This is a genomic window from Holdemania sp. Marseille-P2844 (genome assembly GCF_900120005.1).
Lineage (GTDB): Bacteria > Bacillota_I > Bacilli_A > Erysipelotrichales > Erysipelotrichaceae > Holdemania.
In genome coordinates, this window is record NZ_LT635453.1 from 398,153 (window position 1) to 423,804 (window position 25,652).

Annotated in this window: 24 protein-coding genes and 1 pseudogene; 23 read left to right on the forward strand and 2 right to left on the reverse strand. The window is 52.5% G+C overall.

Annotated features, from left to right (window positions below; all coding sequences use genetic code 11):
• The first annotated feature begins 1 nt into the window (after position 1).
• The 3 genes from BQ7364_RS14485 to BQ7364_RS14495 all read left to right on the forward strand — a co-directional run bounded on the left by BQ7364_RS14485 (position 2) and on the right by BQ7364_RS14495 (position 3,958).
• On the forward strand, positions 2-205 hold the full coding sequence (locus tag BQ7364_RS14485; RefSeq protein WP_072685370.1) for a DUF951 domain-containing protein: 204 nt from the start codon (positions 2-4) through the stop codon (positions 203-205).
• 128 nt (positions 206-333) lie between these two features.
• Positions 334-1,434, forward strand: coding sequence for a redox-regulated ATPase YchF (ychF, locus tag BQ7364_RS14490; protein WP_072685371.1), 1,101 nt, complete (start codon positions 334-336; stop codon positions 1,432-1,434).
• Positions 1,435-1,675: 241 nt separating this feature from the next.
• Positions 1,676-3,958: a bifunctional diguanylate cyclase/phosphodiesterase gene (locus BQ7364_RS14495; RefSeq protein WP_072685372.1), complete on the forward strand. Its 2,283-nt coding sequence runs from the start codon at positions 1,676-1,678 to the stop codon at positions 3,956-3,958.
• Between the two features lie 119 nt (positions 3,959-4,077).
• On the opposite strand, the gene BQ7364_RS14500 is transcribed toward BQ7364_RS14495, so the two are convergent.
• Positions 4,078-5,088, reverse strand: a complete 1,011-nt coding sequence (locus tag BQ7364_RS14500) for a helix-turn-helix domain-containing protein (protein ID WP_072685373.1) — start codon at positions 5,086-5,088, stop codon at positions 4,078-4,080.
• A 207-nt stretch (positions 5,089-5,295) separates the two neighbouring features.
• Here BQ7364_RS14500 and BQ7364_RS14505 point away from each other — a divergent pair, with 207 nt between their 5' ends.
• From BQ7364_RS14505 to BQ7364_RS14585, 17 genes and pseudogenes are all read left to right on the forward strand, one after another.
• Entirely contained in the window at positions 5,296-5,619 is a 324-nt protein-coding gene (locus BQ7364_RS14505; RefSeq protein ID WP_006058515.1) for a cyclic-di-AMP receptor, read from the forward strand.
• A 189-nt stretch (positions 5,620-5,808) separates the two neighbouring features.
• Positions 5,809-6,237: a flavodoxin domain-containing protein gene (locus BQ7364_RS14510; RefSeq protein WP_072685374.1), complete on the forward strand. Its 429-nt coding sequence runs from the start codon at positions 5,809-5,811 to the stop codon at positions 6,235-6,237.
• A 73-nt stretch (positions 6,238-6,310) separates the two neighbouring features.
• Entirely contained in the window at positions 6,311-7,492 is a 1,182-nt protein-coding gene (locus BQ7364_RS14515) for a DNA glycosylase AlkZ-like family protein (protein ID WP_083538630.1), read from the forward strand.
• A 91-nt stretch (positions 7,493-7,583) separates the two neighbouring features.
• A complete protein-coding gene (locus BQ7364_RS14520; RefSeq protein ID WP_072685375.1) occupies positions 7,584-8,099 on the forward strand; it encodes a GNAT family N-acetyltransferase in 516 nt (171 codons plus the stop codon).
• On the forward strand, positions 8,096-9,340 hold the full coding sequence (locus BQ7364_RS14525) for a M28 family metallopeptidase (protein WP_072685376.1): 1,245 nt from the start codon (positions 8,096-8,098) through the stop codon (positions 9,338-9,340). Before BQ7364_RS14520 ends, BQ7364_RS14525 begins: the two co-directional genes overlap by 4 nt.
• 166 nt (positions 9,341-9,506) lie before the next feature.
• The gene (tnpA, locus tag BQ7364_RS14530) at positions 9,507-9,974 is read left to right on the forward strand and encodes an IS200/IS605 family transposase (RefSeq protein WP_072683757.1); all 468 of its coding nucleotides are present in this window, start codon (positions 9,507-9,509) and stop codon (positions 9,972-9,974) included.
• 139 nt (positions 9,975-10,113) lie between these two features.
• Positions 10,114-10,302, forward strand: a pseudogene (locus BQ7364_RS14535) (transposase); the annotation flags it as partial.
• A 204-nt stretch (positions 10,303-10,506) separates the two neighbouring features.
• Positions 10,507-12,279, forward strand: coding sequence for a sensor histidine kinase (locus BQ7364_RS14540; protein ID WP_234973197.1), 1,773 nt, complete (start codon positions 10,507-10,509; stop codon positions 12,277-12,279).
• Positions 12,276-13,028 carry a response regulator transcription factor gene (locus BQ7364_RS14545; RefSeq protein ID WP_072685378.1) on the forward strand — a complete coding sequence of 251 codons (753 nt, stop codon included), beginning with the start codon at positions 12,276-12,278 and terminating at the stop codon, positions 13,026-13,028. Before BQ7364_RS14540 ends, BQ7364_RS14545 begins: the two co-directional genes overlap by 4 nt.
• A complete protein-coding gene (locus BQ7364_RS14550; protein ID WP_072685379.1) occupies positions 13,025-14,800 on the forward strand; it encodes a flavocytochrome c in 1,776 nt (591 codons plus the stop codon). Before BQ7364_RS14545 ends, BQ7364_RS14550 begins: the two co-directional genes overlap by 4 nt.
• Before the next feature lie 79 nt (positions 14,801-14,879).
• Positions 14,880-15,227: an arsenate reductase family protein gene (locus BQ7364_RS14555; protein WP_072685380.1), complete on the forward strand. Its 348-nt coding sequence runs from the start codon at positions 14,880-14,882 to the stop codon at positions 15,225-15,227.
• A complete protein-coding gene (locus tag BQ7364_RS14560) occupies positions 15,224-15,931 on the forward strand; it encodes a YaaA family protein (protein ID WP_072685381.1) in 708 nt (235 codons plus the stop codon). The genes BQ7364_RS14555 and BQ7364_RS14560 overlap by 4 nt, the downstream gene beginning before the upstream one ends.
• Positions 15,928-16,782, forward strand: coding sequence for a DMT family transporter (locus BQ7364_RS14565; protein ID WP_072685382.1), 855 nt, complete (start codon positions 15,928-15,930; stop codon positions 16,780-16,782). The genes BQ7364_RS14560 and BQ7364_RS14565 overlap by 4 nt, the downstream gene beginning before the upstream one ends.
• Positions 16,779-17,795, forward strand: a complete 1,017-nt coding sequence (locus BQ7364_RS14570; protein ID WP_072685383.1) for an HD domain-containing protein — start codon at positions 16,779-16,781, stop codon at positions 17,793-17,795. The genes BQ7364_RS14565 and BQ7364_RS14570 overlap by 4 nt, the downstream gene beginning before the upstream one ends.
• A 436-nt stretch (positions 17,796-18,231) precedes the next feature.
• Positions 18,232-18,459 carry a FeoA family protein gene (locus tag BQ7364_RS14575; RefSeq protein WP_072685384.1) on the forward strand — a complete coding sequence of 76 codons (228 nt, stop codon included), beginning with the start codon at positions 18,232-18,234 and terminating at the stop codon, positions 18,457-18,459.
• A complete protein-coding gene (feoB, locus tag BQ7364_RS14580; protein WP_072685385.1) occupies positions 18,459-20,453 on the forward strand; it encodes a ferrous iron transport protein B in 1,995 nt (664 codons plus the stop codon). Before BQ7364_RS14575 ends, feoB begins: the two co-directional genes overlap by 1 nt.
• 363 nt (positions 20,454-20,816) lie before the next feature.
• A complete protein-coding gene (locus BQ7364_RS14585) occupies positions 20,817-21,215 on the forward strand; it encodes a metal-dependent transcriptional regulator (RefSeq protein WP_072685386.1) in 399 nt (132 codons plus the stop codon).
• Between the two features lie 301 nt (positions 21,216-21,516).
• On the opposite strand, the gene BQ7364_RS14590 is transcribed toward BQ7364_RS14585, so the two are convergent.
• Positions 21,517-22,965, reverse strand: a complete 1,449-nt coding sequence (locus tag BQ7364_RS14590; protein ID WP_072685387.1) for an FAD-dependent oxidoreductase — start codon at positions 22,963-22,965, stop codon at positions 21,517-21,519.
• Between the two features lie 216 nt (positions 22,966-23,181).
• Between BQ7364_RS14590 and BQ7364_RS14595 the strand changes: the two genes are divergently transcribed.
• From BQ7364_RS14595 to rpsG, 3 genes are all read left to right on the forward strand, one after another.
• Positions 23,182-24,204 (forward strand): MerR family transcriptional regulator, encoded by a 1,023-nt coding sequence (locus BQ7364_RS14595; RefSeq protein ID WP_072685388.1) that lies wholly within the window; start codon positions 23,182-23,184, stop codon positions 24,202-24,204.
• Positions 24,205-24,719: 515 nt separating this feature from the next.
• Positions 24,720-25,139 carry a 30S ribosomal protein S12 gene (gene rpsL, locus BQ7364_RS14600; protein WP_039864122.1) on the forward strand — a complete coding sequence of 140 codons (420 nt, stop codon included), beginning with the start codon at positions 24,720-24,722 and terminating at the stop codon, positions 25,137-25,139.
• 14 nt (positions 25,140-25,153) lie between these two features.
• Positions 25,154-25,624: a 30S ribosomal protein S7 gene (rpsG, locus tag BQ7364_RS14605; RefSeq protein ID WP_006058545.1), complete on the forward strand. Its 471-nt coding sequence runs from the start codon at positions 25,154-25,156 to the stop codon at positions 25,622-25,624.
• Positions 25,625-25,652: the final 28 nt, after the last annotated feature.

Below are 25,652 nucleotides of genomic sequence, written 5' to 3' on the forward strand. Positions count from 1 at the left end.
AATGATTACGGATTACGATTTAAACGACATTGTGGAGATGAAGAAGGAACATCCCTGCCACAAATCAAAATACTGGAAGATCATCCGCATGGGCGCCGACATCAAGATCAAATGTCTGGGCTGCGGTGCGGCGATCATGTTTCCCCGTTCGGAATTTGAGCGGAAATGTAAAAAACTGATTGAGAAAGCGGACAAGGCGGAGTAAAATCCGTCTTTTCTGCCGCTGACCGTCCGCTGCATCTTGAGAATCAGACTGAAAAAAGGTAAACTAATAAAGGATTTCCGCGGCCAGCTTTGCTTGAGAAGCCGCGTGAGTGAAAGGATGAAAAACTTATGTCATTAACCGCAGGTATCGTCGGACTGCCCAATGTTGGCAAGTCGACCCTGTTTAACGCCATCACCCAGAGTCAGGTCGAGGCGGCGAACTATCCGTTCGCAACGATTCAGCCCAACGTCGGCGTCGTCGAAGTGCCGGATGAGCGCATCGACAACATCGCGGCGCTGTTCAACCCGAAGAAAATTATCCGCACGACTTTCGAATTTACGGACATTGCCGGTCTGGTCAAGGGCGCGTCCAAAGGCGAAGGTCTGGGCAACCAGTTTTTGAGCCACATTCGTCAGGTCGACGCTGTGTGCCATGTCGTGCGCTGCTTTGACAACCCGGATATCACGCATGTCGAAGGCTCCGTTGATCCGATCCGCGACATTGAGATCATCAATCTGGAGCTGGCGCTGGCCGACTTGCAGACAGTGGAAAACCGGATCACCAAGGTTGAACGCAAAGCCCAGGCGAAAGATAAGGAAGCCGCTGCAGAATACGCGGTGTTAAGCAAGCTGGTCGAAGCGCTGCGCGAAGGCAAAGCGGCCCGCAGCGTTGAATTAGGCAAGGAAGAAGCGCTGATTGCCAAAAGCTATCAGCTGTTGACCGCCAAGCCGATGATCTACGTCGCCAACATGTCGGAAGACGACATCGCCGATCCGGAAAACAACGCTTACTACAAGCTGGTCAAGGCGTATGCCGAAGCGGAGAACAACGACGTCATCGCGATCTGCGCGCAGATCGAGGAAGAACTGTCGTCATTGGAAAAAGAAGAGAAGCTGGCATTTCTGGAAGAGCTGGGAATTCCTGAATCCGGTCTGGACCGCGTGATCAAGTCTGCGTATCATCTGTTAGGGCTGAAGACTTACTTCACCGCCGGCGAACCGGAAGTCCGCGCCTGGACCTTCCGCGAGGGCATGACGGCGCCGGAATGTGCCGGGATTATCCACACCGATTTCCAGCGCGGCTTTATCCGCGCGGAAACGTACAGCTATGACGATTTGATGACGTATAAGAGTGAAACCGCCTTAAAAGAGGCGGGCAAGCTGCGGCTGGAAGGCAAGGATTACATCGTGCAGGATGGCGACGTCATGCATTTCCGCTTCAACGTTTAAGCTGAATATCCTCATTGATTGTTAATGCAGAGTAACATCCCGGCTTCATCGCGGGATGTTTTTGCGTGGAAACTGCGTTTGCCAACCGACTTCCCATTTTGTTTGGAAAGAAATGAAATCAGTTTGGGAAAATCAGGAACTTTGTTCAATTCCGTGCGCTTTTGAGGACTTCCCTACGGGTTATTCCTTGTCATGGAACAACGGTCTATGGTAAAATTAAAACAACAGGTTGGTAAAAAAAATGAATCCACAAACAGCCCAGAAAAAAACCAAAATTGCAATCATAGGGATTTGCCTGTGCTTTTTATCGGGCAGTCTGGGGTATGTTCAGTATATGCGCACGCAGAGCGAAAACGACAGCGTTCAATATCTGGACAATGCCGCCGCCCAGCTGCAGAACACGATGATCAAACAGATTGACGGTGATTTTCAAACGCTGGAAGCGCTGGCGATCGTGCTGGGGGAAACGGGAATCAACGACGCGGAGCGGATGATTGCCATTCTGGAAACGATCAACAATCAGAATCAGTTCGTCCGGATGGGCTATGCCGATTTAAGCGGCAATGCGGATCTGGTCGATATCCGCAGCAATCATCATTTGAAAAAACAAGTAGGCCGGGAACCTTTTTTTCAGCAGACGGTGAGGGAAGGCCGCAGTCTCTCCAACCCGCAGCTGGATGAAAAACAGGAATGGATGGGCAGCTATGGAATGTTGATTAAAAACAACGACGGCGAACCGACCGGTGTTTTAATCGCGGAGAATCTGATGGATGTTTACAGCTCTATTCTGGATGCGCCGCTGCTTAACGGCGAGGGATACAGCCTGCTTGTGGATGAAACCGGCGCTGTATTGATGCGCCCGCATCATGAGCCGCAGGCCAGGAAGCAGACATTGGCGGAGTTGGGACAATTCACGGATAAAACGCGGGATACGCTGCGGAACTGGCTGACTGAGGGACACGCCGGAAGCCTGCGCTACCGCTCTTTTACCGGACAGCCGGCGATTGCGCAGCTGGTGCCGCTGGGCGTAAATCGCTGGTATCTGTTCTGTGCGGTGCCGACGGCGGCGCTGCATAAAAATTATGACAAAACCTCGCTGGGAATGACGCTTGTCATCACGCTGGCTGCTATGATTTTTTTACTCTTGATGGAATGGCAGAACCGCAGTATGCAAGCAAATCAGAAAGCGCTGGAAACCCTGGCGTATCAGGATCCGTTAACGCAGGAAGGCAATTTTGCCTCGTTTCAGAAAGACGTTCCGGCGCTGCTCAAAAGCGGCTGTACCGTATGGTACTGCGATATCAAAAAGTTCAAATATTTCAACGATCTGTTCGGCTATGAACAGGGCGATGCACTGCTGCGTGATTTTTCCGCCGTCGTGAAAGCGTCGCTGGAGAAGGACGAGCTGTTCTGCCGGGTGTCCGGCGATAATTTTGCCGGGCTGCTGCAGACTCTGGACCCCCAGCGGCTGGCCGCCTGGTTTAACCAGCTGTTAGTGCAGCTCGATCAACAGCTTAACGAACATTCTGCGCTTGTTCATCTGGAACTGTGCATGGGCTTTTTCCCTGTCTGCGAAGACGATCTAACGCTGTCGGTGAACGAGATGGTCAACCGGGCCAACATTGCCCATCGTTCAGTAAAAGATCAGCCGGGCAATCAATTCGCTTTCTTCACCCCGCAGCTGCGCGCTCAGACGCTGCGGGAATCCGAGCTGGAAGCTCAGGCAAAAAAAGCCCTGGCACGCGGGGAATTCGAACTGTACGTCCAAGGCAAGGTCAATATTCAGCAGGACTGCCGGATCGTCGGCGGGGAATGTCTGGCACGCTGGATTCATCCGGAGAAAGGGTTGATTCCGCCCGATCAGTTCATTCCGCTGTTTGAGCACAACGGCATGATTACCCAGCTTGACCGGCTGATGTTTGAAAAAGCCTGTGCCTGGCTGCACGCCTATCTCAAAGAAGGACGCCCGCCGATCAACCTGGCGGTCAATGTATCGCGGCTGGATCTGTTTCAGGATGATTTCCTTGACTGGTATACGGCGGTCAAGCAGCGCTATGCAATTCCCGACGGTTTACTGGAACTGGAATTTACGGAAAGCGTGATGTTAAAAGACGATCAGATCTTCCTGCACGTCGTCGAGGAATTACGCCGGCGGGGATTTATCTGTTCGCTGGATGATTTTGGCAGCGGCTATTCCTCGCTGAATATTTTGAAAAATCTGCCGATTCAGGTGCTGAAGCTTGATATTCTGTTTTTCCGCCAATCTGTGGATATCGGCCGCGAACGGATCATCATCCGCAATATTCTGACGATGGCGCATGAGCTGCAGATGAAAACGATTGCGGAAGGGGTGGAAACGGCGGAACAGGTGGAGTTCCTGAAGGCTGCCGGCTGCGATATCGTCCAGGGCTATGTGTATTTCAAACCGATGCCGCTGGCGAGCTTCGATCAGGTGCTGCGGGAGGAACTGGATCACCCACAGAACTGCCAAACACGCGAAGCGGCGGTCGGATCACGGCGCTAACGTAAAAACATAACGCAAAAACCCACTCGCAAGGTGGGTTTTATCGTAACTTTGGATTACAGGAAACTTCTGCGATAAAGCCGCAGGGACAACCTCATGGTTTGTCCTTGATTCTTAATTCATTCCGGATTAAGCAGCATTTCGTTGGAGCTTAACAGCTGCTGCCGATAGACGGAGGGCGAACATCCGGTATATTTGCGGAAGCTGGCTGAAAAATAATCAGCGTTCGCAAAGCCCAGCTGCTGCGCGATCATCTTGATCGGAACATCCGGATTGCTTAAGTATTCCCGCGCTAAATGCAGACGATATTCCAGAATGAAATTCTGCGGCGATTGCGAGGTATGTTCCTTAAACAGTTTGTACAAATAGATCTCGCTGATATTCAGGCTGTCCGCGACTTCTTTTACCGTCAGATGATCGCCGATGTGCTGATAGACATAACTGACGGCCCGGCTGATCAGATAATGAGTGGAACTGATCGGAATCGGCCGCAGAGTCAAAACGGCTTTTCCCTGTTGGGCCATACGCACCATTTTGATCAGCAGCGAACAGAACAGGTTCTGAACGATCAGACAGGAACCCATTTCAGCATCGGCGGCTTCGTCAAAGATCCGTTCCAGCAAGTAGCGGAGGATCTGGCGATCGTTGTCGCGGACCTGATAGAAGGGGAACCATTCCAACAAGCGCGTCATGAATTCGCTGCGCATCGCCAGATTGCTGACGTCAAAGTTAATGAAGTAGGTTTCCACTTCTTCCTTCGGATTGGCCTGCGTTAAAATCCCGCGCGGAGGAATGATCACGGCGTGGCCGGCATGGACGGGAAGCGCCTGATCGTCAATCAAAAGCAGAGCTTTGCCGCGGACAACGTAATTGACGCGGAACAAATGGACGTAGGACTGCGGATTTTCCTCAGCCTGCGCTAAAATGCGGCCGGCGCAAAACGCTTTCAGGCGGTAATGGTAAAGCCGCTCGCTCAGCGGATCGGATTGAATCATATATTGAAAAAGTTCGTTGGACATGCCGATCACTTCCTTGAAATCAGTATACCAGAATTTCCTTGAAAGATTATAAAAATGATCGAAACGGCAGGACAGGGCTTTTCTGCCGTCATGAAAAGCTGTTTGTTTCATGGATTCTTATCTCTTTTGTGTTCTGCCGCAGCGCAGATTGTTTTTTTAACGCTTCATGAATTGGATTAAAACAGAAAGAAAAGCGGGATTGCGGCTTAGCGGGCCGGCTCTGAAAGAAGGATAAAGATTCTATGAAAATCATTGAAAAGGGATTTCAAGGCGGGCAAAATATGATAAAATAGAGATATATAAAAGGAGGCCTTGATTATGAAACTGATCTTAGCCATTGTCTCGAATGATGATAGTTCCAGTGTTTCTTCTGCTTTAACCAAAGCCAATTTCCAGGTGACCCGGCTGGCGACGACCGGCGGATTCCTGCGGGCAGGCAATACAACGATGATCGTCGGTACAGATGACGATAAAGTGGATCAGGCGATTGAAATTATCGGCAATGAAAGTAAGCGCAGAACAGAAATCGTTCCGTCAACCGCTTCTTACGATATTGGCCGTTATGCTTCGTTCCCGGTTGAAGTCCAGGTCGGAGGGGCCACAATCTTCGTGCTAGATGTTGAGAAATTCCTGAAACTGTAATCCTGAATCAAAGAACGGAGGCAACAAGCTTCCGTTTTTTCATTTGGTTGATTCAAAAGACAGGCATTGAAAAAGAAGGCTTGGGAATGCAGTAAAATCCGGAAGATCAAGAGTGGGGAAAAGTTCTCGGGAAACTCTGTTTAAAACAGAAGAAAACGATCCATCCTGAAAGCAGGAGGACGGATCAAAATGAAAAAATGTATGGTGATGTACTCGTCATCGACCGGCAATACAGAACAGATGGCTCAGGCGATTGCGGAACAGGCGCGAAAAGAAGGCGCGGAGGTGGTTCTGTGTCCGGCCTCGGCGTTGCCTGCTGCGGAGCTGCCGACGATCACACATTGGGCGCTGGGCTGTTCGGCCCATGGCGTCGAGGAACTGGATGGCGACGAGTTTCTGCCGGCACTGGCCCAGATAGAACCGTATTTACGGGGCAAACCGGTGTTGTTGTTCGGTTCTTACGGCTGGGGTGCGGGTGCGTACATGAAACCCTGGGAAGAACGGACAAGGCTGACGGGCGGCGAGCTGTGCGGCGAGGGTTTTGTGTTTGAGGGCGCACCGGCGGAAGCGGCGTTGGAAGAAGGAAAGCAACGGGCGAAGATCCTGCTGGCGCAGTGAATCTTCGCTTTTCTTATGGTGTCAGCCCGCTGCGTTTTGTGATACACTGAAAGCATGAACGGAGGGATCAGCCATGCGCACGATGACGAAAGAACAAGCCTTGCGCCATCAGCGGCACGCTCATCATTTAGATGAGAAACTGCCGCGGGCACAAAGACTTGAAGCGGTTTCGGCCTGCGGAATCGTCAACAGTCCGCCCGGCAGCTGGGAACTGGCGATGGCGGTGCGGGTTGCGGAACTTGAGCGCAGCGATCTGCGGCAGGATTTGATCGAAACGAAATGTCTGATGCAGACGTGGAGTCTGCGCGGTGCGCCGACGATATTTCCGCTTGCGGAAGCGGGAACGTTTTTAAGCGCGCTGGCGGCGCAGCCGGAGGAAGTGCCGATCTACGCGCAGCCGCTGTCCTATACCGCGCAGGCGTTAGGCGCTGACCGCAATGTCTTGCTGGAAGCGCTGCGCCGGGCCTGCGCGGTGCTGGAGCACAACCGGATCGTAAGCAAAGCCCGGCTTGATCATGTTTTAGCCGAAGCCATGAAGCCGTATTTGCCGGATCCCATCCGTGAACGGGCGGATGCACCGTCGCTGGTAGCGGAAAAACAGACGCTGCTGGAAGCGGCCGTGTCGTATTTGCTTCGACAATGTGCTTTGGAAGGCCGCGTGATGATGGGAGAACGTCAGGGGAATCAGCCGTCGTTTACCAGTCCTGCTGCCGAGCTTGGACAAGCTTTGGATTTACAGGCGCAGCCTTCGCGGATTGTGGAAAAGTTTCTGCATTGTTATGGCCCGGCGACGGTGCAGGATTTTGCCCGCTGGAGCGGATGCGGCCTGCCTCATGCAAAACGACTGTGGGCTTTAACTGAAGAGGAGCGGGTGGAAATCGAAGTGGAAGGGCAGCGCGGATGGATGCTGGAAGCGGATCTTGATCTGTTGGTAAGTCTGCCGCCGGAGGAATCCAAGATTCAGCTGCTCGGTCCGCACGATCCGTTTCTGGATCTGCCTCAGCGCAGCTGGATTCTGCCGGACAAAGCGGCGCAGAAGAAAGTCTGGCGGACAGTCGGCAGTCCCGGCGTCCTCCTCAAAGATACGCGGATTGTCGGATTCTGGAATGCGCGCGTTCAACGGGAGAAGGCAGCGGTGCAGGTTACATTGTGGGAATCCCTGAACGAAGCGGAGCATTCCTGCATTCACAGGGAAATGGCCCGGCTGCAGGAGTTTCTCGGCCGGACGCTGGAAACCTGCCGGTTTCTGGAATAAGCCAGACATGCCGGGGAATGGCTGGCTGATACAGCCCGGTTTCCCGGCTCGAAAACAAAGCATATCCAATAGGAGAAAAGGGGGAATCACGATGAGATTCAGGGTGACGAAAGAAGAAGATCTGCCGGCGGTCATGACGATTCTGCATCAAGCTCAGGCATATTTTAAAGCCCACGGAATTGATCAGTGGCAGGATGGCTATCCTGACGAAGCGACCCTGCGTCGGGATATTCAAAACGGAACCGCCTATGTCGCCGAGCTTGACGGCGCGGTAGCTGCCTGCGCGACGATCGCTTTTGCGCCGGACGAAAATTACACGACGATGGTCAGCGGCCAATGGCTGACCGAGAGGCCGTATGCCGTAATCCACCGGATTGCGGTTGACGATAAGCTCAAAGGTCAGGGGATTGCCGGCTGGATTCTGGAACAGGCGGAACAGATGTGCCGGCAGCGTGGGGTAGAGAGTTTGAAAATCGACACGCATCAGGACAATACTTCGATGCGGCGGCTGTTGGAAAAACACCATTATCAATATTGCGGCGTCATTCAGCTGCATCGCGATCTGAGTCTGAGGGTCGCTTATGAAAAGAGGTTAGATGAGAAATGAGCACAACGCAATGGGAATTACTTCAAAAGATCGGCTTTGTAAGAGTCAGCGGCACGGCAGAGGAAAAACGGGCGGCGGAGATTCTGCGGGATGAAATTGAGGAACGCGGGGAAAAAGCCCGGCTGGAAATGTTTGAGGTTCCCGGCTGGAAGATCGAACAAGTCCGCTGCGCTACCGAAAAGAACAGCTATCCGGTCACAGCCTATGGCAACTGCGGGGAAACCGACGAAAGCGGCCTGACCGCGCCGTTCTATTATATGGAAATCCCCGGGCCTGTCAGTCTCCAGCAGGCCAGCGGGAAGATCGTGCTGGTCAACGGTTATCTGAACTATAAGCTGTATCAGGCGTTGATTGAAAGCGGCGCGGTGGGGTTTATCACTTATAACGGCGAAGCCCGCGATGAGGAGGAAGCCACGGATATCGCCCATCGCGAGCTGCGGGAAAAGCTGGCACAGCTGGGGAAACTGCCGGGCGTGAACATGTCGATACACGACGCGATGCGGCTGGTTCAGGAAAACCCGAAAATGGTCACGCTGGTCGTGCGTCAGAAATCTGCACCGGCGGTTTCGCAGAACGTCATTGCGGAGATTCAGGGCTTAACCCGGCCGGAGGATGTGATCGTGCTGACGGCGCATTATGATTCAGTCGAATACAGCACCGGCGTGTACGACAACGGGGCGGGCAGCGTGATCCTGATGGCGCTGCTTCAGCACTACCACGACCATCATCCCAACCGCACGCTGCGCTTTATCTGGTGCGGCAGCGAGGAACGCGGGCTGTTAGGCTCGCATGCTTATGTCGACACCCATGAGGAAGATTTAAAAGCGATCCGCTTCAATCTGAACGTCGACGTGGCCGGTGCAATTCTGGGTCATGACAGCGCCTGGTGCTTAGGCCCGCAGTCGTTGGAAGCGATGGTGCAAACCTATGCCGCCCAGACCGGGATTCAGCTGGAAGTCAAAAGCGACGTGTATTCCAGCGACGAAGTGCCGTTTTCCGATCAGGGCATTCCGTCGGTCAGCTTTATGCGTTTTGGCGAAAAGGGAGCCAATTATATCCACAACCGTCACGACGTCCTGCGCTATCTCAGCGCTGAAAGTCTGGAAAAAACGACGGAGCTGGTGCTGAATTTTCTGGATCAGCTTGATCAAAGCGCCGTCTTCCCGATTGAACGGACGATCCCGGAGGATCAGAAAAAGAAGATCGACGCGTATCTGAACAAGAAATCGGAAAAGCAATAACAGGATCTGAAAGCGGCTGCCGCAAAGCGCCGCTTTTTCATACGAAGTGGATACCACGTGCTATGCGCGTGGTGCCAGAGCTTAAAGTGTTAAAAAAACAAATACCCTCCGATATAATGAAGAAGGTCTGACAGCCAACAACAAAATAAAGGAGGGTATTTGTCAAATGAATGACAAAAACAGTTTATCACACACAACATGGCGATGCAAATATCACATCATCATCGTTCCAAAATATCGAAGAATGGTGATCTATAACAAATTGAGGTTGGACATCGGAAAGATTTTGAGAATGTTGATCGAAAGAAAACCGGGATGCAAGCTATTGGAAGCGGAAGCGTGTCCAGATCATGTGCATATGTTGATCGAAATACCACCGAAGTATGGCATCTCAGAGTTTATGGGATATTTGAAAAGTAAATCAACATTAATGATCTTTGAACGACATGCCAACATGAAGTACAAATTCGGGAACAGAAAATTCTGGGCAAGAGGGTACTATGTGGATACGGTAGGAAAGAATGAAAAAGTAATCAAAGAGTATATTCAAAACCAGTTGCAGGAAGACAAACTGGCAGATCAAATGAGCATGAAGGAATTTATCGACCCGTTTACGGGTGAGCCGGTGAAATAAAGCAATAGGGAAGCCTCTTTGAGAGGCAGCTGGAGAAAGTGTTGCAGCTGTCAGGCCTCAATGGGCGAAGGCCCAGTGCAACAAAAGGCCCTTATAGGGCCAGAGGATACCACCCGTTTTACGGGTGGTTTTGATGNGACATGCCAACATGAAGTACAAATTCGGGAACAGAAAATTCTGGGCAAGAGGGTACTATGTGGATACGGTAGGAAAGAATGAAAAAGTAATCAAAGAGTATATTCAAAACCAGTTGCAGGAAGACAAACTGGCAGATCAAATGAGCATGAAGGAATTTATCGACCCGTTTACGGGTGAGCCGGTGAAATAAAGCAATAGGGAAGCCTCTTTGAGAGGCAGCTGGAGAAAGTGTTGCAGCTGTCAAGCCTCAATGGGCGAAGGCCCAGTGCAACAAAAGGCCCTTATAGGGCCAGAGGATACCACCCGTTTTACGGGTGGTTTTGATATAAAAACAGCAGTGATGCATCACTTTCCATGAAGACAAAAAGCTCTTCCCGTTTACGCAATTCCTGCCGTGCGGCTGTCGATTTATGGTAAAATAAAGAAAATAAAGGGGACGGGAAGCGCGATGAAGTTCAGCATCCGGCATAAAATCATTTTCTTTTTTTCGCTGGCCAGCCTGCTGGTCTTTTCCGCGCTGGGGGCGTATATCGGCTTTGCGGTGCGTCCCCGGACGATGACCCAGACCCGCTTCGCAATCAGCCAGATGGTCGAATCAAAGGCTAACGAGGTCAGCATGTGGGTGAAGCGCATGGCGGTGGAATACCGCACGATCGCCGCGATTCCGGCATTCAGCTCAATGGACGTGCGCGAGATTACGCCGTTGATCGACCGCTTCACCGAGCTTTACAAGAAGAATGGGGAAACGATGGAAACCTTCTCTTATATCGGAAAAAACGGCTTCTGCTGGATCAACTCCAGCGCTGTGGAAAACCTGATGGATCACACCGACTACCAACAAGCCTATCAGAATGACCGTGAATTTATTCTGTCGCTGCCGGTGACCAATCCTGAACACCGGCAGGTGATGCTGTTTTACTATCCGATTTTAGGCAGCACGGGGATCAAGGAAGCGCTGATCTGCGCCGCGATCCCGACAGTGCGCTTAAAGGAAATCGTCAATCCGGTTCAGATCTACGAAGGCCGCAGCTGGGTCATGACGCGCAACAAAGATCTGATCACGACCGACGAGGAATATTTCGTTGAAAATGTTCTTTCCCGCAGCGCGTTGGATCAGCTGGATATGCGCTCGATTACCAGCTCCGACCAGTTCCGTGTCCGCGACGCCCGGGGAAAGCAGGCGACGTTGTTTGTTTCGCCGGTTACGGAATATGACGACTGGGTATTCTGCACGCTGGTGCAGGACTCCGTGATCGGCCGCTCAACCCATCAGATTTTAATCGGCGTGCTGATTCTGTTCTGCGTGCTGTTGTTGATCAACATCGTGATGGGCGCTTCGTTAGTGCAGTGGGTGCTCAAGCCGATCCGCTCGCTGCAGGGACGGATGAAAAAGGTCGAGGAAGGTACGCTGGACGCCTACTACACGCTGCCGGGCACGCATGATGAAATCGACTCGCTGGGTCAATCCTACAACGCGATGCTTGACGAGATCATTTCGCTGATCGATCGGATTTATCAGGAACAGGCGGAAAAACGCCAGGCTGAGCTGAAGGTGCTGCAGGCGCAGATCAAACCGCATTTCCTCTACAACACGCTGGATAATCTCAAGTGGATGGCGAAGGCTCAGGGCGCCGACGAGGTGGCCAAAGCGATCACCTCGCTGTCGACCTACTTCCGGATCTTTTTAAGTAATGGTCAGGAAAAAATCACGCTGGCGCAGGAATTTAAACATACCGAGGCCTATTTGACGATGCAGAAAATCCGCTATGGTCAGAAGCTGAATTCCACGCTGGAGCTGGCGGAGGACGCACGCGATTTGCCAATGCTGAAAATCCTGATTCAGCCGTTAGTGGAAAACGCAATTAATCACGGGCTGAAACCGAAGGAGAACGGCGGAACAATACAGGTCAGCGCCCGCTTGATCGGGGATCAGCTGGAAATTCAGGTGCGGGACGACGGCGTAGGGATGGATGAAGCCACGCTGACGGCGCTGCGCGAAGCGCTGCAAAAGGAACAGATGGAAGGCCATTACGGATTGCAGAACGTCTTGCGCCGCTGCCGGATTGAATACGGCGAAAAAGCTCGTCTGAGCATTGACAGCACCCCTGGCGTCGGCACGTGCGTGACGCTGACGCTGCCGGTGAAAGGAAAGGAGGAATCGGTATGATCCGCGCTTTGGTCGGGGACGATGAAGAAAATATCCGCAAGGGCTTAATCCGTCAGATCGAATCGCTGGATCTGGGAATTCAGGTGGTCGCGGCTGCGGAAAACGGCCGGCAGGTCATGGAATACTATGAGAAGATGACGCCCGATCTGCTCGTTCTGGATATCAACATGCCGCTGATGAGCGGGCTGGAGTGTATCGAACAAATCCGCGCGCAGGATCCCGACTGCGTGATTCTGATTCTTTCCGGCTACGATCATTTCAGCTATGCCCAGAAAGCGATCCAGCATCACGTCGATTTCTATTTGTTGAAGCCGGTGGAGGATGAGGAGCTGGAAGACGCGCTGCGTCAGTCCGTGGCGCGCTTTCAGCAGCGGATGGAACAACGCAAGCTGATCCGCCAGGCAAAGGAGGCCGAGCCGGAGCCGGCGTCCCTGATCCGTTATTTATATGAACACTTTACCGATCCGGATCTTAACGCCGAGAAGCTGCAGGAACAATTTTCGATCAGCCATTCGACGCTGTTCAAGCTTGTGAAAACCGCGACGGGCAAGACGCTGGTGGAATTGATCACCGACCTGCGGATGGAGCTGGCGCAGAAGCTGTTAGCCCAAAAGGAACTGCCGGTCAAGGAAATTGCCGGACGGTGCGGGTACAGCGATCAGTTTTATTTCTCCCGGATTTTTAAGAAGCAAACCGGTCTTTCGCCCAAAGAATACCGCGGCGAAGTGACGAAGGGGGATTCTGAATGAAGCGGGCATTGACCGCGCTGGCCTTGTGTCTGGCGCTTTCCGGTTGCACTGCCTCCTCAGCCGCAAAGGGGAAGATGGATGAACAGGGCCGCATCAGCGGGACATTTACCGGTACGGGTCAGGGGAAGCAGGGCGAGATCAAGGTCGATGTGATGATCGACCGCAACCAGATCCAGCACATCGAGATTCTCTCGCATAATGAAATCCCGGGCTTCGATACGGCGATGGTGCAGATGAGCGATGAAATTCTGTCGAAGAATTCCCTGCAGGTCGAAGTCGTCAGCGGCGCGACGTACACGTCAAAAGGTTTTCTGGAAGCCGTGCAGGATGCGCTCGATCAGGCCGGGATCCGCGAGGATCAGCTGGGCTGGAGCGACGAGGAAAACGAGGAACAGGAAATTGCATGCGACGTGCTGATCGTCGGCGGCGGGGGCGCGGGTTTCGCAGCGGCAATCGAAGCGCTGACGCAAAGCCATGATGAAGTTTGCATTGTGGAAAAAATGTCCTTTGGCGGCGGCAATACGCGGATGTCGGGCGGGGAATTTGCCGCGCCGGGCAACTGGGTGCAGCTTCAGGAGGGCATCGACAACGACAGTCCTGAATTGTTTTATGAGGATTTAATGAAGGGTGGAAAAAATCTCGGCAATCCGGAGCTGGTGCGGATTCTGGCAGACAATGCTTTAAGCAACGCCGAGTGGCTGCGCGATACCGTCGGCGTGCAGTACCGCGATCATCAGTCGTGGTATGGCGGGCATACCGTAGCGCGCACGCTGTGGCCCATCGGCGATGGTCCGCAGTATGTGGAAACGTTGATCCGCAAAGCGGAATCGTCAGGCGTAAAGGTGGAGTACAACACGCGCGTAGAGCGTTTCCTGCAGGATGAAACAGGCCGGGTGATCGGCGTGGAGGCTACCCGCGGCGGCCGGCCGCTGCGCTTTTACGCGCGCAAAGGCGTCATTTTGACGACCGGCGGCTTCGGCGCGAATGTGGAAATGCGGATGCAGTATGACACGCATTGGAACAAGCTCGACGCGAGCATCCCGACGACCAACTCCCCGGCAATCACCGGGGACGGGCTGCGGATGGCGGAAGCGATCGGCGCGAATCTGGTGGGGATGGAATACATTCAGCTCTATCCGGTCAACAATCCGGCTACCGGCAACTATTATTTTCTTGATTACGCCCGCCTGACCGCCAACGCGCTGTTAGTCAATAAGGAAGGGCAGCGGTTTGTCGACGAAAAGGAAACGCGCGATAATTTATCCGAAGCTGCGCTGAACCAGACCGGTGCGATGATCTACGAACTGATCGAACAGTCGGTTGTCGACGAGATGCAGCTGGATGAAACGATTGAAGCGGAGGTGCAGCGCTGTTATGACCAGGGCGTGTTGGCGATGGGGACGCTGGAAGAATGCGCGGCGTTCTTCGACATTCCGGTTAAGACGCTGCAAGCGACGGTGGATCGCTACAATCAATACGCCGCAGCCGGTCAGGATCCGGATTTCGGCCGGACCGATCAGCTGCAGCCGTTAGGGGAAGGTCCGTATATGATGTTCTCCGCCGTCGTGTCCGTCCATCACACGATGGGCGGTGTGCAGATTGACACCGAAGCCCGCGTCCTTGATACCGAAGGCCACCCGATTCCGGGTCTGTATGCGGCTGGGGAAGTGACGGGCGGGATCCACGGCGCAAACCGTTTGGGCTCCTGTTCAATTCCCGATACCGTGACATTCGGCCGGATCGCAGCCCGCAGCGCGCTGGCGATGAAATAGATCGTTAGCATTGAAAATCAACCCGGCTTTCCGCTACAATAAAGACATTGATTTGAATGAAGGATACAGGAGGAAATCCATGATATTTTTATGCTACCCGAAATGCAGTACATGCATGAAAGCGAAGAAACATCTGAATCAGCTGGGGCTGTCGTTTGAAGAACGGGATATTTCCCGGGAAAATCCGACCGCGGAAGAACTGGAACGGTGGATCGCGCTCAGCCACCTGCCGGTAAAGAAATTCTTCAATACGTCCGGCCGGCTGTATCAGTCGCTGCAGCTGAAGGAAAAACTGCCGCAAATGAGCGAACATGAGATGATTGCGCTGTTGGCCAGCGACGGGATGCTTGTGAAACGTCCGCTGTTAATTAAGGAAGACAAGGTGTTAGTCGGCTATCAGGCCGAGGCCTACGCCGCGTTAATATGAAGATTCTGTTATCGCCAGCCAAAACCTTCCGCAGGCAGCCGCTGCCGGATGTGCCTGCCGGGCAGACTCCGCAGTACATGGAAACGACAGAGCTGCTTCATGAGGAACTGAAAAAACTGACCGTCGATCAATGGCAAAAGCAGTTTAAGCTTTCGGAAAAAGCAGCGCTGGAAAACAGAGCGCGGATGAATCAGCCGCAGCCGGCGGCCGCCGCGCTGGCCGCTTTTCATGGGGAAGCATTCCGCAATTTCCAGGCAGAAACCTTGAGCGCGGAGGACTGGCGCTATTGCGAGGAACACCTGCGGATTTTATCCGCGTATTACGGCTTGTTAAGACCGCTGGATTTCATTCGGCCGTACCGGCTGGATCCGGTCGATAAAGCCGGCACGCTGACACCGTTAACCTTGTGGAAGCCGCTTTTAAGGCAGGCATTAGACGGCGAGGAGGTGCTGATTCTGGCGTCGCAGGAGTACGCCCGGATGGTCGATGTTTCCGATGCGGTGACGGTACAGTTTGTGAAGAACGGCCGGAAGGCGCCGTCGATGGAAGCGAAGAAGCTGCGCGGCAGGATGGCGCGTCAGATCGTCGATCAGCGGATCACGCGGCGCGCGGACGTGCGTTCGCTGGACGTGGCGGGCTATCGTTACCAGAGGGAGCTTTCCACAGCGGAGGTCTGGGTGTTTGCAGAGGGGGAACAGGAATGAAAAACAAAGGGGTTCAGTTTATTTTATTGTCCGCATTTTTCTTCGCGGTCATGAATTTGTTCGTCAAATTATCCGGCGATCTGCCGTCGATTCAGAAAAGCTTTTTCCGCAATCTGGTGGCGGCCGGGGTTGCGGCGGCGATCTTGATCCGCAGTCATCAGGGGTTTGGATTCCAGAAAAAGAATCTGCCGCTGCTGATCCTGCGCTCGACGCTCGGTACGATCGGCATTCTGTGCAATTTTTATGCGGTCGATCATCTGGTGATGTCCGACGCGTCGATGTTAAGCAAGCTTTCGCCGTTTTTTGTGATCATCTTTTCGGCGCTGTTCCTGAAGGAAAAAGCCGATAACGTGCAGAAGCTGAGCGTTGTGGCGGCGTTTGTCGGCAGTCTGTTTATCATTAAACCGGGCTTGCGGATCGAACAGATCGTGCCGTCGTTAGTCGGTTTTGCGGGAGCGATGGCCGCCGGCAGTGCGTATACCTGTGTGCGCGGTTTAAGTCAGCGCGGCGAGCGCGGACCGCTGATCGTCTTCTTCTTTTCCGCTTTTTCCTGTCTGGTGACGCTGCCGTATCTGGTGTTCAGCTTCGCGCCGATGACGCTGTTTCAGCTGATCTCGCTGTTGTTAGCGGGGGTGGCCGCGGCCTGCGCCCAGTTCAGCGTGACGGCGGCATACAGCTATGCCCCGGCCAAGGAAATTTCAGTGTTCGATTATTCCCAGGTCGTCTTCTCGGCAATCCTGGGCTGGATTGTTTTTGGTCAGATCCCGGACGCGCTGTCGTTTGTCGGCTACGCACTGATCATCGCCGTTGCGGTGCTGTTGTACCGGCATAATCAGAAGGTCGGCGGATGATTAAAGAAGGTGCGCTTTATCCCGTGTATATCAGTTCTTTTCCACAATGGCTGCGTCCGTGGATGGAAATCCCCGCAATGAAGCGGCTGAAAGACATTGGCATGAACTGCGGGCTGGAATATACCCGGTACCCGATCTATCGCCATCTGACGAAACCCTATTTCCGTTATGAACACAGCGTTGGAACCGCGTTGATCGTCTGGCATTTCACGCAGGATCGGGCTCAGACAATCGCGGCGCTGCTTCATGATATCAGCACGCCGGTGTTCGCGCATGTGATCGACTTCCTCAACGAGGATCATCTGACGCAGGAATCGACGGAAGGGCCGACGCGCCGGGTGATTGAACAGTCGCCGGAATTGCAGCGGCTGTTAACTCGCGCCGGACTGAGTACGGAACAGGTGTGCGATTATCATCACTATCCGATTGCGGATAACGATTCGCCGCAGCTGTCGGCAGACCGGCTGGAATATACGCTGGGCAACGCGCTGGCGTTTCAAGCCTATCCTTTGGATCGGCTGCGGGCGATCTATGCGGATCTGATCGCCGCTCATGATGAACACGGTCAGCCGGAGCTGGTGTTTCGCTCCTTCAGGCGGGCACGGGAATTCGCTCGGCTGGCTTTGATCAATTCCTGGATTTATGTCGCGGATGAGGATCGCTATGCCATGCAGCGGCTGGCGGATTTAATCCGGTCTGCACTGCATCGCCGCGTGTTGTCGCTGGAGGACTTGATGACGAGTGAACCGCAGGTCATTGCCAGGCTGAAACAAGAGGATCAAAGCTGTAAGGCATGGGACGCCTATTGCCAGCTGCATCAGCTGCGCCGGGCGGTCGTACCGGGGCAAAAGGAAGGTTGGCTGCAGGTCAAAGCGAAGCGGCGCTGGATCGATCCGCTGGTGCTGAATCAGGGGCGGTTAAGCAAGCTTGATCCGTTTTATAAGGCGGAGATCGAAGCGTTTCTGCATCAGGATCAAACGATCTGGCTGAAAGAAATTTCCAACGAAAAATAACGGCAGAAAAAAATCTGCCTTTTTTGTTGACAGAACAGTTATCCTGTGGTAACATTTAATCATAAGTTAGATAATACTAACTTAAATGCAGCTAAAATCTCCTCTTTCCTGCATGTGTATCAAGTTCGCTGCGGTCCCGGATTTTCACTTTCAAAGGAAAGGTGAAAATTCCGCAGCCTCCTCTTATTGATCATCCTCACCCCCTGTATTGCCTAACAATTTCCCCCAGGAAAATCAATCAGGATGATCAAAATCTTAGCTCTCTTTCGCTGGCGGCAGAGAGCTTCTTTTACTTTTGCTTCCCCCTTGCCTGCGGGCAACTTACAACACTGAAGTTGCCTTACGCTAATAAAGTTAGTTAATCTTAACTAAATGCGTTGACATGGCTGGGGACCATGCTAAAATTGTACTGGAACAGTTAGAAAGAAGGAATGGCATGACCTTATTTGATTGTCAGGTCGGCGAAAAAGCGGAGGTTCTCGGCGTCAGCGGGGAACGGGCGATCCGCAAACGTTTGATCGATATGGGAATTACCACAGGCACTGTCCTGTTTATCAGAAAAGTAGCGCCGCTGGGCGATCCGATTGAGATTCGCTGCCGCGGTTATGAATTATCGCTGCGCAAAGACGAGGCGAAAACGATAGAAGTCAGGAGGGTCGGTTAATGAATTTTAAAGTCGCCCTCGCAGGCAATCCGAATTCCGGAAAAACGACGCTGTTTAACCGGCTGACCGGTTCCAGGCAGCATGTCGGCAACTGGCCGGGCGTTACGATTGAGAAAAAAGAAGGTTCCTTTCAGATTGAGGAGCATGAAATCACGCTGGTCGATCTGCCGGGAATTTATTCGATGTCCGTTTACAGCATGGAGGAAATCGTCGCGCGTGATTTCATCATGGACGAACATCCGGATTTGATTTTAAACATCGTTGACGGCACCAACATCGAGCGCAACCTGTACCTGAGCTTACAGCTGAAGGAGCTGGGCATCCCGATGGTCATCGCGGTGAACATGCTTGACGAGCTGAAGGGCAAAGGCATAACGATAGATTTGAAAAAACTGGCAGCGCTGTTAGATACGCCGGTTGTCGCAATCAGCGCGAAAAACGGCAGCGGCATGGAAGAACTGATTCATGAGCTGGTTCACAACACACACAGCTCGGTATTGGACTACGATCCGGCGACAGAAGCGATCCTGAAACAGATCAGCGTGATCCGCGAAGCCTGCCGGCACGATCATGTCCACGACAAGTTCTATGCGATGAAAATGCTGGAAAACGACGAGGTGATCGTCCGCGATCTGCGGATGTCCAAAGCGCAGCTGAACGAACTGGAGTCGCTGCAGAAGCAATTCTGCGCTCAGCGGGGACAACGGGAAATCGACATGGCGGTCGCAGACATGCGCTACGCATTGATCGAAGCGATGATGAAGCAATGCGTAAAAAAGAGCGACAGCGAGACGTCGGTTTCCGACCGCATCGACATGATCGTCACCAACAAGTATTTGGGGATTCCGGTTTTCTTTCTGATCTTATTTTTAATGTTCATCGTGACCTTCGGCCCGATCGGCGAAGGGCTGAAGGGCTGGGTTGAAACGTTGATCAACGACGTGCTCGCAGCAAATCTGTTAGTGGCGCTGACTTCGATGGCCGTGGCGCCGTGGGCGCTGGATCTGGTCAACACGGTGATCGGCGGGGTGGGCAGCGTGCTGTCGTTCATGCCGCAGATCATGCTTCTGTTCTTATTTCTGTCAGTGCTGGAAGACAGCGGTTATATGTCCCGGGCGGCGTTTCTGATGGATGGGATGCTGCGCAAGATCGGTCTGAATGGCAAGGCGTTCATTCCGATGCTGATGGGGTTTGGCTGTACAGTGCCGGCCGTCATGGCTTCGCGGGTGCTGGAACATGAACAGGACCGCAAGATGACGATCCTGTTGATTCCGTTTATGTCCTGCGGCGCGAAGCTGCCGGTCTATGCCCTGTTTGCCGGGATTTTCTTTCCGGAACATTCCGGCGTGGCGATCTTCAGCATGTATGTGCTGGGCATTCTGGTTGCGATTGGCTGCGGCTTCCTGCTTCGCCATACGGTGTTTAAAGAGAATGAATCCACATTTATTTTAGAGCTGCCGCCGTATCGGATTCCGTCGTTTCAGGTCACGATGATCCACATGTGGCAGAAGGCCAAGGGGTTCCTGATCAAAGCCGGAACGATCATCTTCTCGATGACGGTGCTGCTGTGGGTGCTGACCAATTTCAGCTTCACACTGCAGATGGTGGCGGATCCGACTTCGAGTATTCTGGGGACGATCGGCCGGTTGATCGCGCCGCTGCTGATCCCGCTGGGCTTTGGCCACTGGCAGTCGGCGATCGCGCTGATTTCCGGGCTGATCGCGAAGGAGAGCGTCGTCTCGTCGATGGCGGTCATGTACAACGTCGGCAATGTTTCGCAGCTTTCAGGCGTTTTGACCCGCGTCTTCACGCCGGCCTCGGCGATCGCGTTCATGACGTTTGTGCTGCTTTACGCGCCATGCGTCGCGGCCATTTCAGCGATTCACTCGGAGGCGGGCAGCTGGAAATATACGCTCAAGTCGATGGGCTTTCAAATCAGCGTGGCCTATTGCGTTTCCTTTGTCGTGTACCATGTCGTTTCCTTATTTATATAAGTCGATAATTTCTGCTGCCAAGACAATCTCAAAAAAGGGCTGAGGAATCCGATTCGGATTCCTTTTTGCGAGGGGGAATAGCCTGATGAAAACGTTCTGTTTCCATCATAAGAAAAATAAGCACGACGCAGAATGCACTGCGGGCTGCTTACAGCTGATATTGTGGGGGGTTCAGGATCTGAGACCGCCGGACGCAGTTTAACCTGTCCGTCTGGCCGACGCTGTACCCGCGCGAGCAAAGGCTGGGGCTGCCGGTTCAGTTTGGGATTCAAGCTTGGAATTTGCGAAGAAAGAAAGCGGTTTAGTTGTTCTGATTCAAAGGATTTGTTATAATAAAAAGCAGAAAGCGAGGGCAGGATCATTATGGAACGAATTAATGAATCATCAGAGAATTATCTGGAAAGCATATTGATTCTGGAACAGCGCAACCCGAGCGTCAGAATGAGCGACATCGCCGCCATGCTTCACGTCAGCAAGCCCAGCGTCAATAAGGCGATGGGCGTCCTGAAGGATGCCGGCTACATTCATCAGGAAATTTACGGTACGATCCACCTGACCGAATCCGGCCGCCAATATGCCGAAAAAGTTTACAGCCGGCACATTTTGTTTAAACGATTTCTGACGGAAGTGCTGGAAGTCGACGAACCGACAGCGGAGGAAGATGCCTGTCATATGGAACATTGTGTCAGCGATGAAACCATGGACAAACTGCGGATCTTCCTGACTGAGGCGCTGGAACGCAACGCACAGAAAAACAAGTAATTCACGAAAGCGGCGAAGGCCGCTTTTCTGATGGTGCCGCGCAAGATCGGTCGCCGCAAAAAGGCCGCCGCAAAACATTCGGGAGGTCAAATTCAGCCGGGATTGCGCGAACATTGCCGATGACAGAGCAGGCATGTGTCCGATCCTTTTCTGCGGTCCTTTTGTTTTGGATCGTTGAAGGTAAAAACAAAAAACGTCGTTTCTGATAATAGAACGACGTTTTTCGATGAAACATCCGCAATCACTGAGATTGCGATGCGTCTGTTTCGCTGATTCTTATAGAACAGCGGTGCAGGGAAGCTTATTTCACTTCCTGGATTGAAGAAGCGACATGCTGAGCCGCGATTCTTCCAAACGTGATCGCGTTGGAAATGGTATAACCGTTGGAATTGGTCACGGTGGTCACTTCACCCGCGGCATACAAGCCGTCAATGACGCTGCCGTCAATCCGCGTAACCTGAGCGCTGCTGTTTTTCGTGATCCCGCCATGACAAACGCTGGAGAAGAACGTCGTCTTTAACGCATAGTACGGGCCCGTTGAGATCGGGAACCAGAACTGCGCGGTGCGGCCATAATCTTCATCTTCCATCTTTGCCGCAAAGGAGTTCCAGCGATCAACGGTGGCTTTTAACGTTTCCGCGTCGATTCCGGTTTTCTGCGCCAGCTCATCCAGCGTATCCGCAACGACGACGCCTTCATGATCCTTAGCCGCGTCTGCGATCTGCATCATTTCCAGCGATGCTTCGTCGGCAAGACTCCAGAAATAATCGACGCCGGTTCTTCCATACAGATCAACGACGTCATCTTTGATTTCCTGATTCCAGGTCTGCGCCGTTCTTTTCTCATCCATAAAGCGGCGGCCATCCTGACCGACAAAGATCGTAAACATATATGGGAACTGGCTCGTACGGTTTTCAACCTCGCGCAGATAGACCTGAATCTGATCAAGATTCTGAACGCCTGCGCCCACCGCAGCAGCCATCACCAGACCATCGCCGGTCTGATAAGCTAAATTCGACGTCTGAAAATAGCGGTTCTGCTCGGCCACGGCAGCCATCAAATCCCCGTTGGCGCTGTATCCGCCGGTAGCCATGAGCGTCGCCCTGGCTTTAATCCGGATTGTTTCGCCGTTTTCGTTCACACATTCCGCGCCGATGACACGGCCTTCCTCCATGATTAAGGCTTTGGCTTCCGTATTCAGCCGCACGTCGATGGAACGATCCGCAACAGCTTTTTCAAACGGTTCGCGCAAGCCGGAACCTTCGCCTTCGACCAGATGGATGGTCGGGAACGTACCGTAACCGTCTTTAACGATGACCTCCGGCTGAAACGGAACGCCCAGCGTATTGATCATCCAGTCGATCGTTTTGCCGGCGCTTTCAATCGTTAGCCGGGTTAATTCTTCATCCAGAATGTAGTGCTTTTCCCGCTGCTGCTCCGCAATCACATCCTCAACATTCACGTGCAGATCCAGCGCTTTGGTGACTTCCGTTTCCACGCCGCCGAAGATTCCGCCGGAGTAAACGGCCGCGCCGCCCAGCATTCCGGTTTTTTCAACGATCATGATGTTTTCAACGCCCTGATCCGCAGCTTCAACCGCGCTGGCAATGCCTGCCGCGCCGCCGCCGATGATCAGGTAGTCGACTTCCGCATCAAATTTTACAGTTGGGGTCTGCGCTTCTGGCGCTGCGCTGCATCCTGCGAACAGGAGCGCTGCCAGAAGGGGCAGGAAGAACTTCTTCATTCGCATTTCTTTTTCCTCTTTTAACTCATGTTATGATGAGTCTTTCTTTCTGATTTTTAGAATACAACATCCGTCACCGGGACAGTCAAGCCGGATTTTTACTGTCTTTTTTTCGCTTATTTCCGCAACTTGTCCTCATTTCTGAACATTTAATTATTATTTTCACATTCTTCCTTGAAAAAACTGTCCTGTACGGGTATGCTTTGACTGAGGTGATTTTTCATGCGCGTTCATGAAGCCTGCAAGAAAACGGGATTAAGCCGCAAGGCAGTGCATTTTTACATTCAGGAAGGACTGGTCTGTCCGGCCAAAAATGAAAATGGTTATTATGATTTAAGTGAAGTTGATCTGAAAACGCTCAAGATTATTCAGCGGCTGCGCCGGCTGGGACTGCCGATCGAAGTGATCCATGAAGCGTTCCGGTATCCCATTTCGTTAAATTTTTTCCTGCATCGCCATGTTTATCAACAAAAGCAGAAAATCAATGAAATGGCGGCCCAGCTGGAAGTGATCCGTTATCTTCTGGAGAGCATTCCCTGCAACGCGACGCCGGAGCTTCTTTTGAAACTGCCGCGTCAGCACTTTGACGAGCTGCCCAAAAATCGCCTGGCGGATTCGCTGGGGATGGTTTCCGACGCGCGGATGATCGCAATTTTATTATTAGCGCCGTTTCTGGATATCGAGGTTGATCCCTACCGGCAATTTTTGTGGGATCGGATTTCTTCTGAACTGAAGGTGCAGTTTAAAGAAAATCTGACCGTCCTGCAGCAGTTGATTTATCATCTGAGCGCGCAGCAGATTCAGCGGTCGACAGAAGCACAGTACGCGTTGTTTCTGCGGCTGTCGCAGGGGGATTCGCTGGAACCCTTTGAAGCAGAGCTGTTAAACCAGTGTCAGCTTTTAAGTGAAGACGAACATCTGCAGGCGGTCTGGCTGCTGCTGTATGAGCTGATTCTGCGTCCGACTCTGGAATTTTATCAAAGCGCGCTGCTGGGATTGATGATGGAGTTCAGCGATCGTTTCACGCTGTGCATGCAGCGGTTGGAAACGATTCTGGAAAATGTCCGGAAAAATCCGAAGTCGCTGCCGTTAATCGAACGCCTGACGACAACGCTGCATGGAAAATTTCAAATAGGGCAAGGTCTGGACTCCGATTTGTTTCTGGTCTATACCTTCAGCTGCAGCCTGTTTTCTTCCTGCCCGGTCGAACAGCTGCGGGAGTGGCTGAAGCCTTCGCTATATTAAGCAGTTTGCTTTGCGATGGGAAAAGTATGCGAAAGAGTAACCTCGTCTTGGCCGAAGACCGCGGCGCAGCGATTTTTGATAAGCAAAAAGAACGATTGGAATAATAACTTTCAATCGCTTAGACCGGCAAGGAAAACAACGAACGCAGAACAACGCAAACAAAGAAATGTTTGAGGCTCTGGGGGGGGGTTAAAGACTGGGAAATAATTGGGAATCTTCTGGAATTCGTGTCTATCAAAGTATAAAAGAGGGGATTCAGGGTATACAAAAAGAGCTGGAAAACGAAGAAAACCGCAAAATGCAACGCCTGAAACAGTGGATTGCGCGGGAAACCGGAAAAGAAATGCGAAATTTCTAAAAAGGTTGTTCTTTTCTCGTTGACAATTCATTGAATATCCGCTAGAATTAACCTCGCTTAGCTACGAATAAGGGTTTCCTGCGTGGAAACTTATATTTATGCCAAGGAATGGCACGCTTGGAAGTGTGTGCTTGAAAAGATCGAAAGGAGAAAAACCATGCCAACGATTAATCAGTTAGTCCGCAAGGGCCGTGAGAACAAGGTTTGGAAATCGAAGTCCCCGGCTTTAAACAGAGGTTACAACAGCCTGCAGCGTCAGGCCACCACCATCGCATCTCCACAGAAGAGAGGCGTCTGCACCCGTGTCGGTACCATGACACCGAAAAAGCCGAACTCGGCGCTGCGTAAATACGCGCGTGTTCGTCTGAGCAACGGAATGGAAGTTACAGCTTATATCCCAGGAATCGGTCACAACCTGCAGGAGCACAGTGTTGTTCTGATCCGCGGCGGCCGTGTTAAGGACCTCCCAGGTGTCCGTTACCACATCATCCGCGGAACTCTGGACTGCGCCGGCGTTGCCAACCGGAATCAGAGCCGTTCTCTGTACGGGGCAAAGAAGCCGAAAGCTAAGAAATAAGGAGGGAATAACACATGCCAAGAAAAGGTTATATTGCGAAGAGAGATGTATTGGTCGATCCAATTTACAATTCGAAACTGGTCACTCGCTTAATCAACAAGCTGATGCTGGATGGCAAGAAGAACGTCGCTCAGGATATCCTGTACAACGCTTTCGATATCGTCGAAGCGAAGACCGGACGTCAGCCGATGGAAGTCTTTGAACAGGCTCTGTCCAACATCATGCCGCTGCTGGAACTGAAGGTTCGCCGTGTCGGCGGCGCCAACTACCAGGTCCCAATCGAAGTTTCTTCTGAAAGAAGACTGACGCTGGGTCTGCGCTGGCTGGTTAATTACAGCCGTCTGCGCCATGAAAAAACCATGGAACAGCGTCTGGCTGCGGAAATCATGGATGCGGCCAACGGCACCGGGGCTTCCGTCAAGAAGAAGGAAGATACCCACAAGATGGCCGAAGCCAACAAGGCTTTCGCTCATTACCGCTGGTAAGCGGCTGCAGAATCTGCAGAGTTACGAA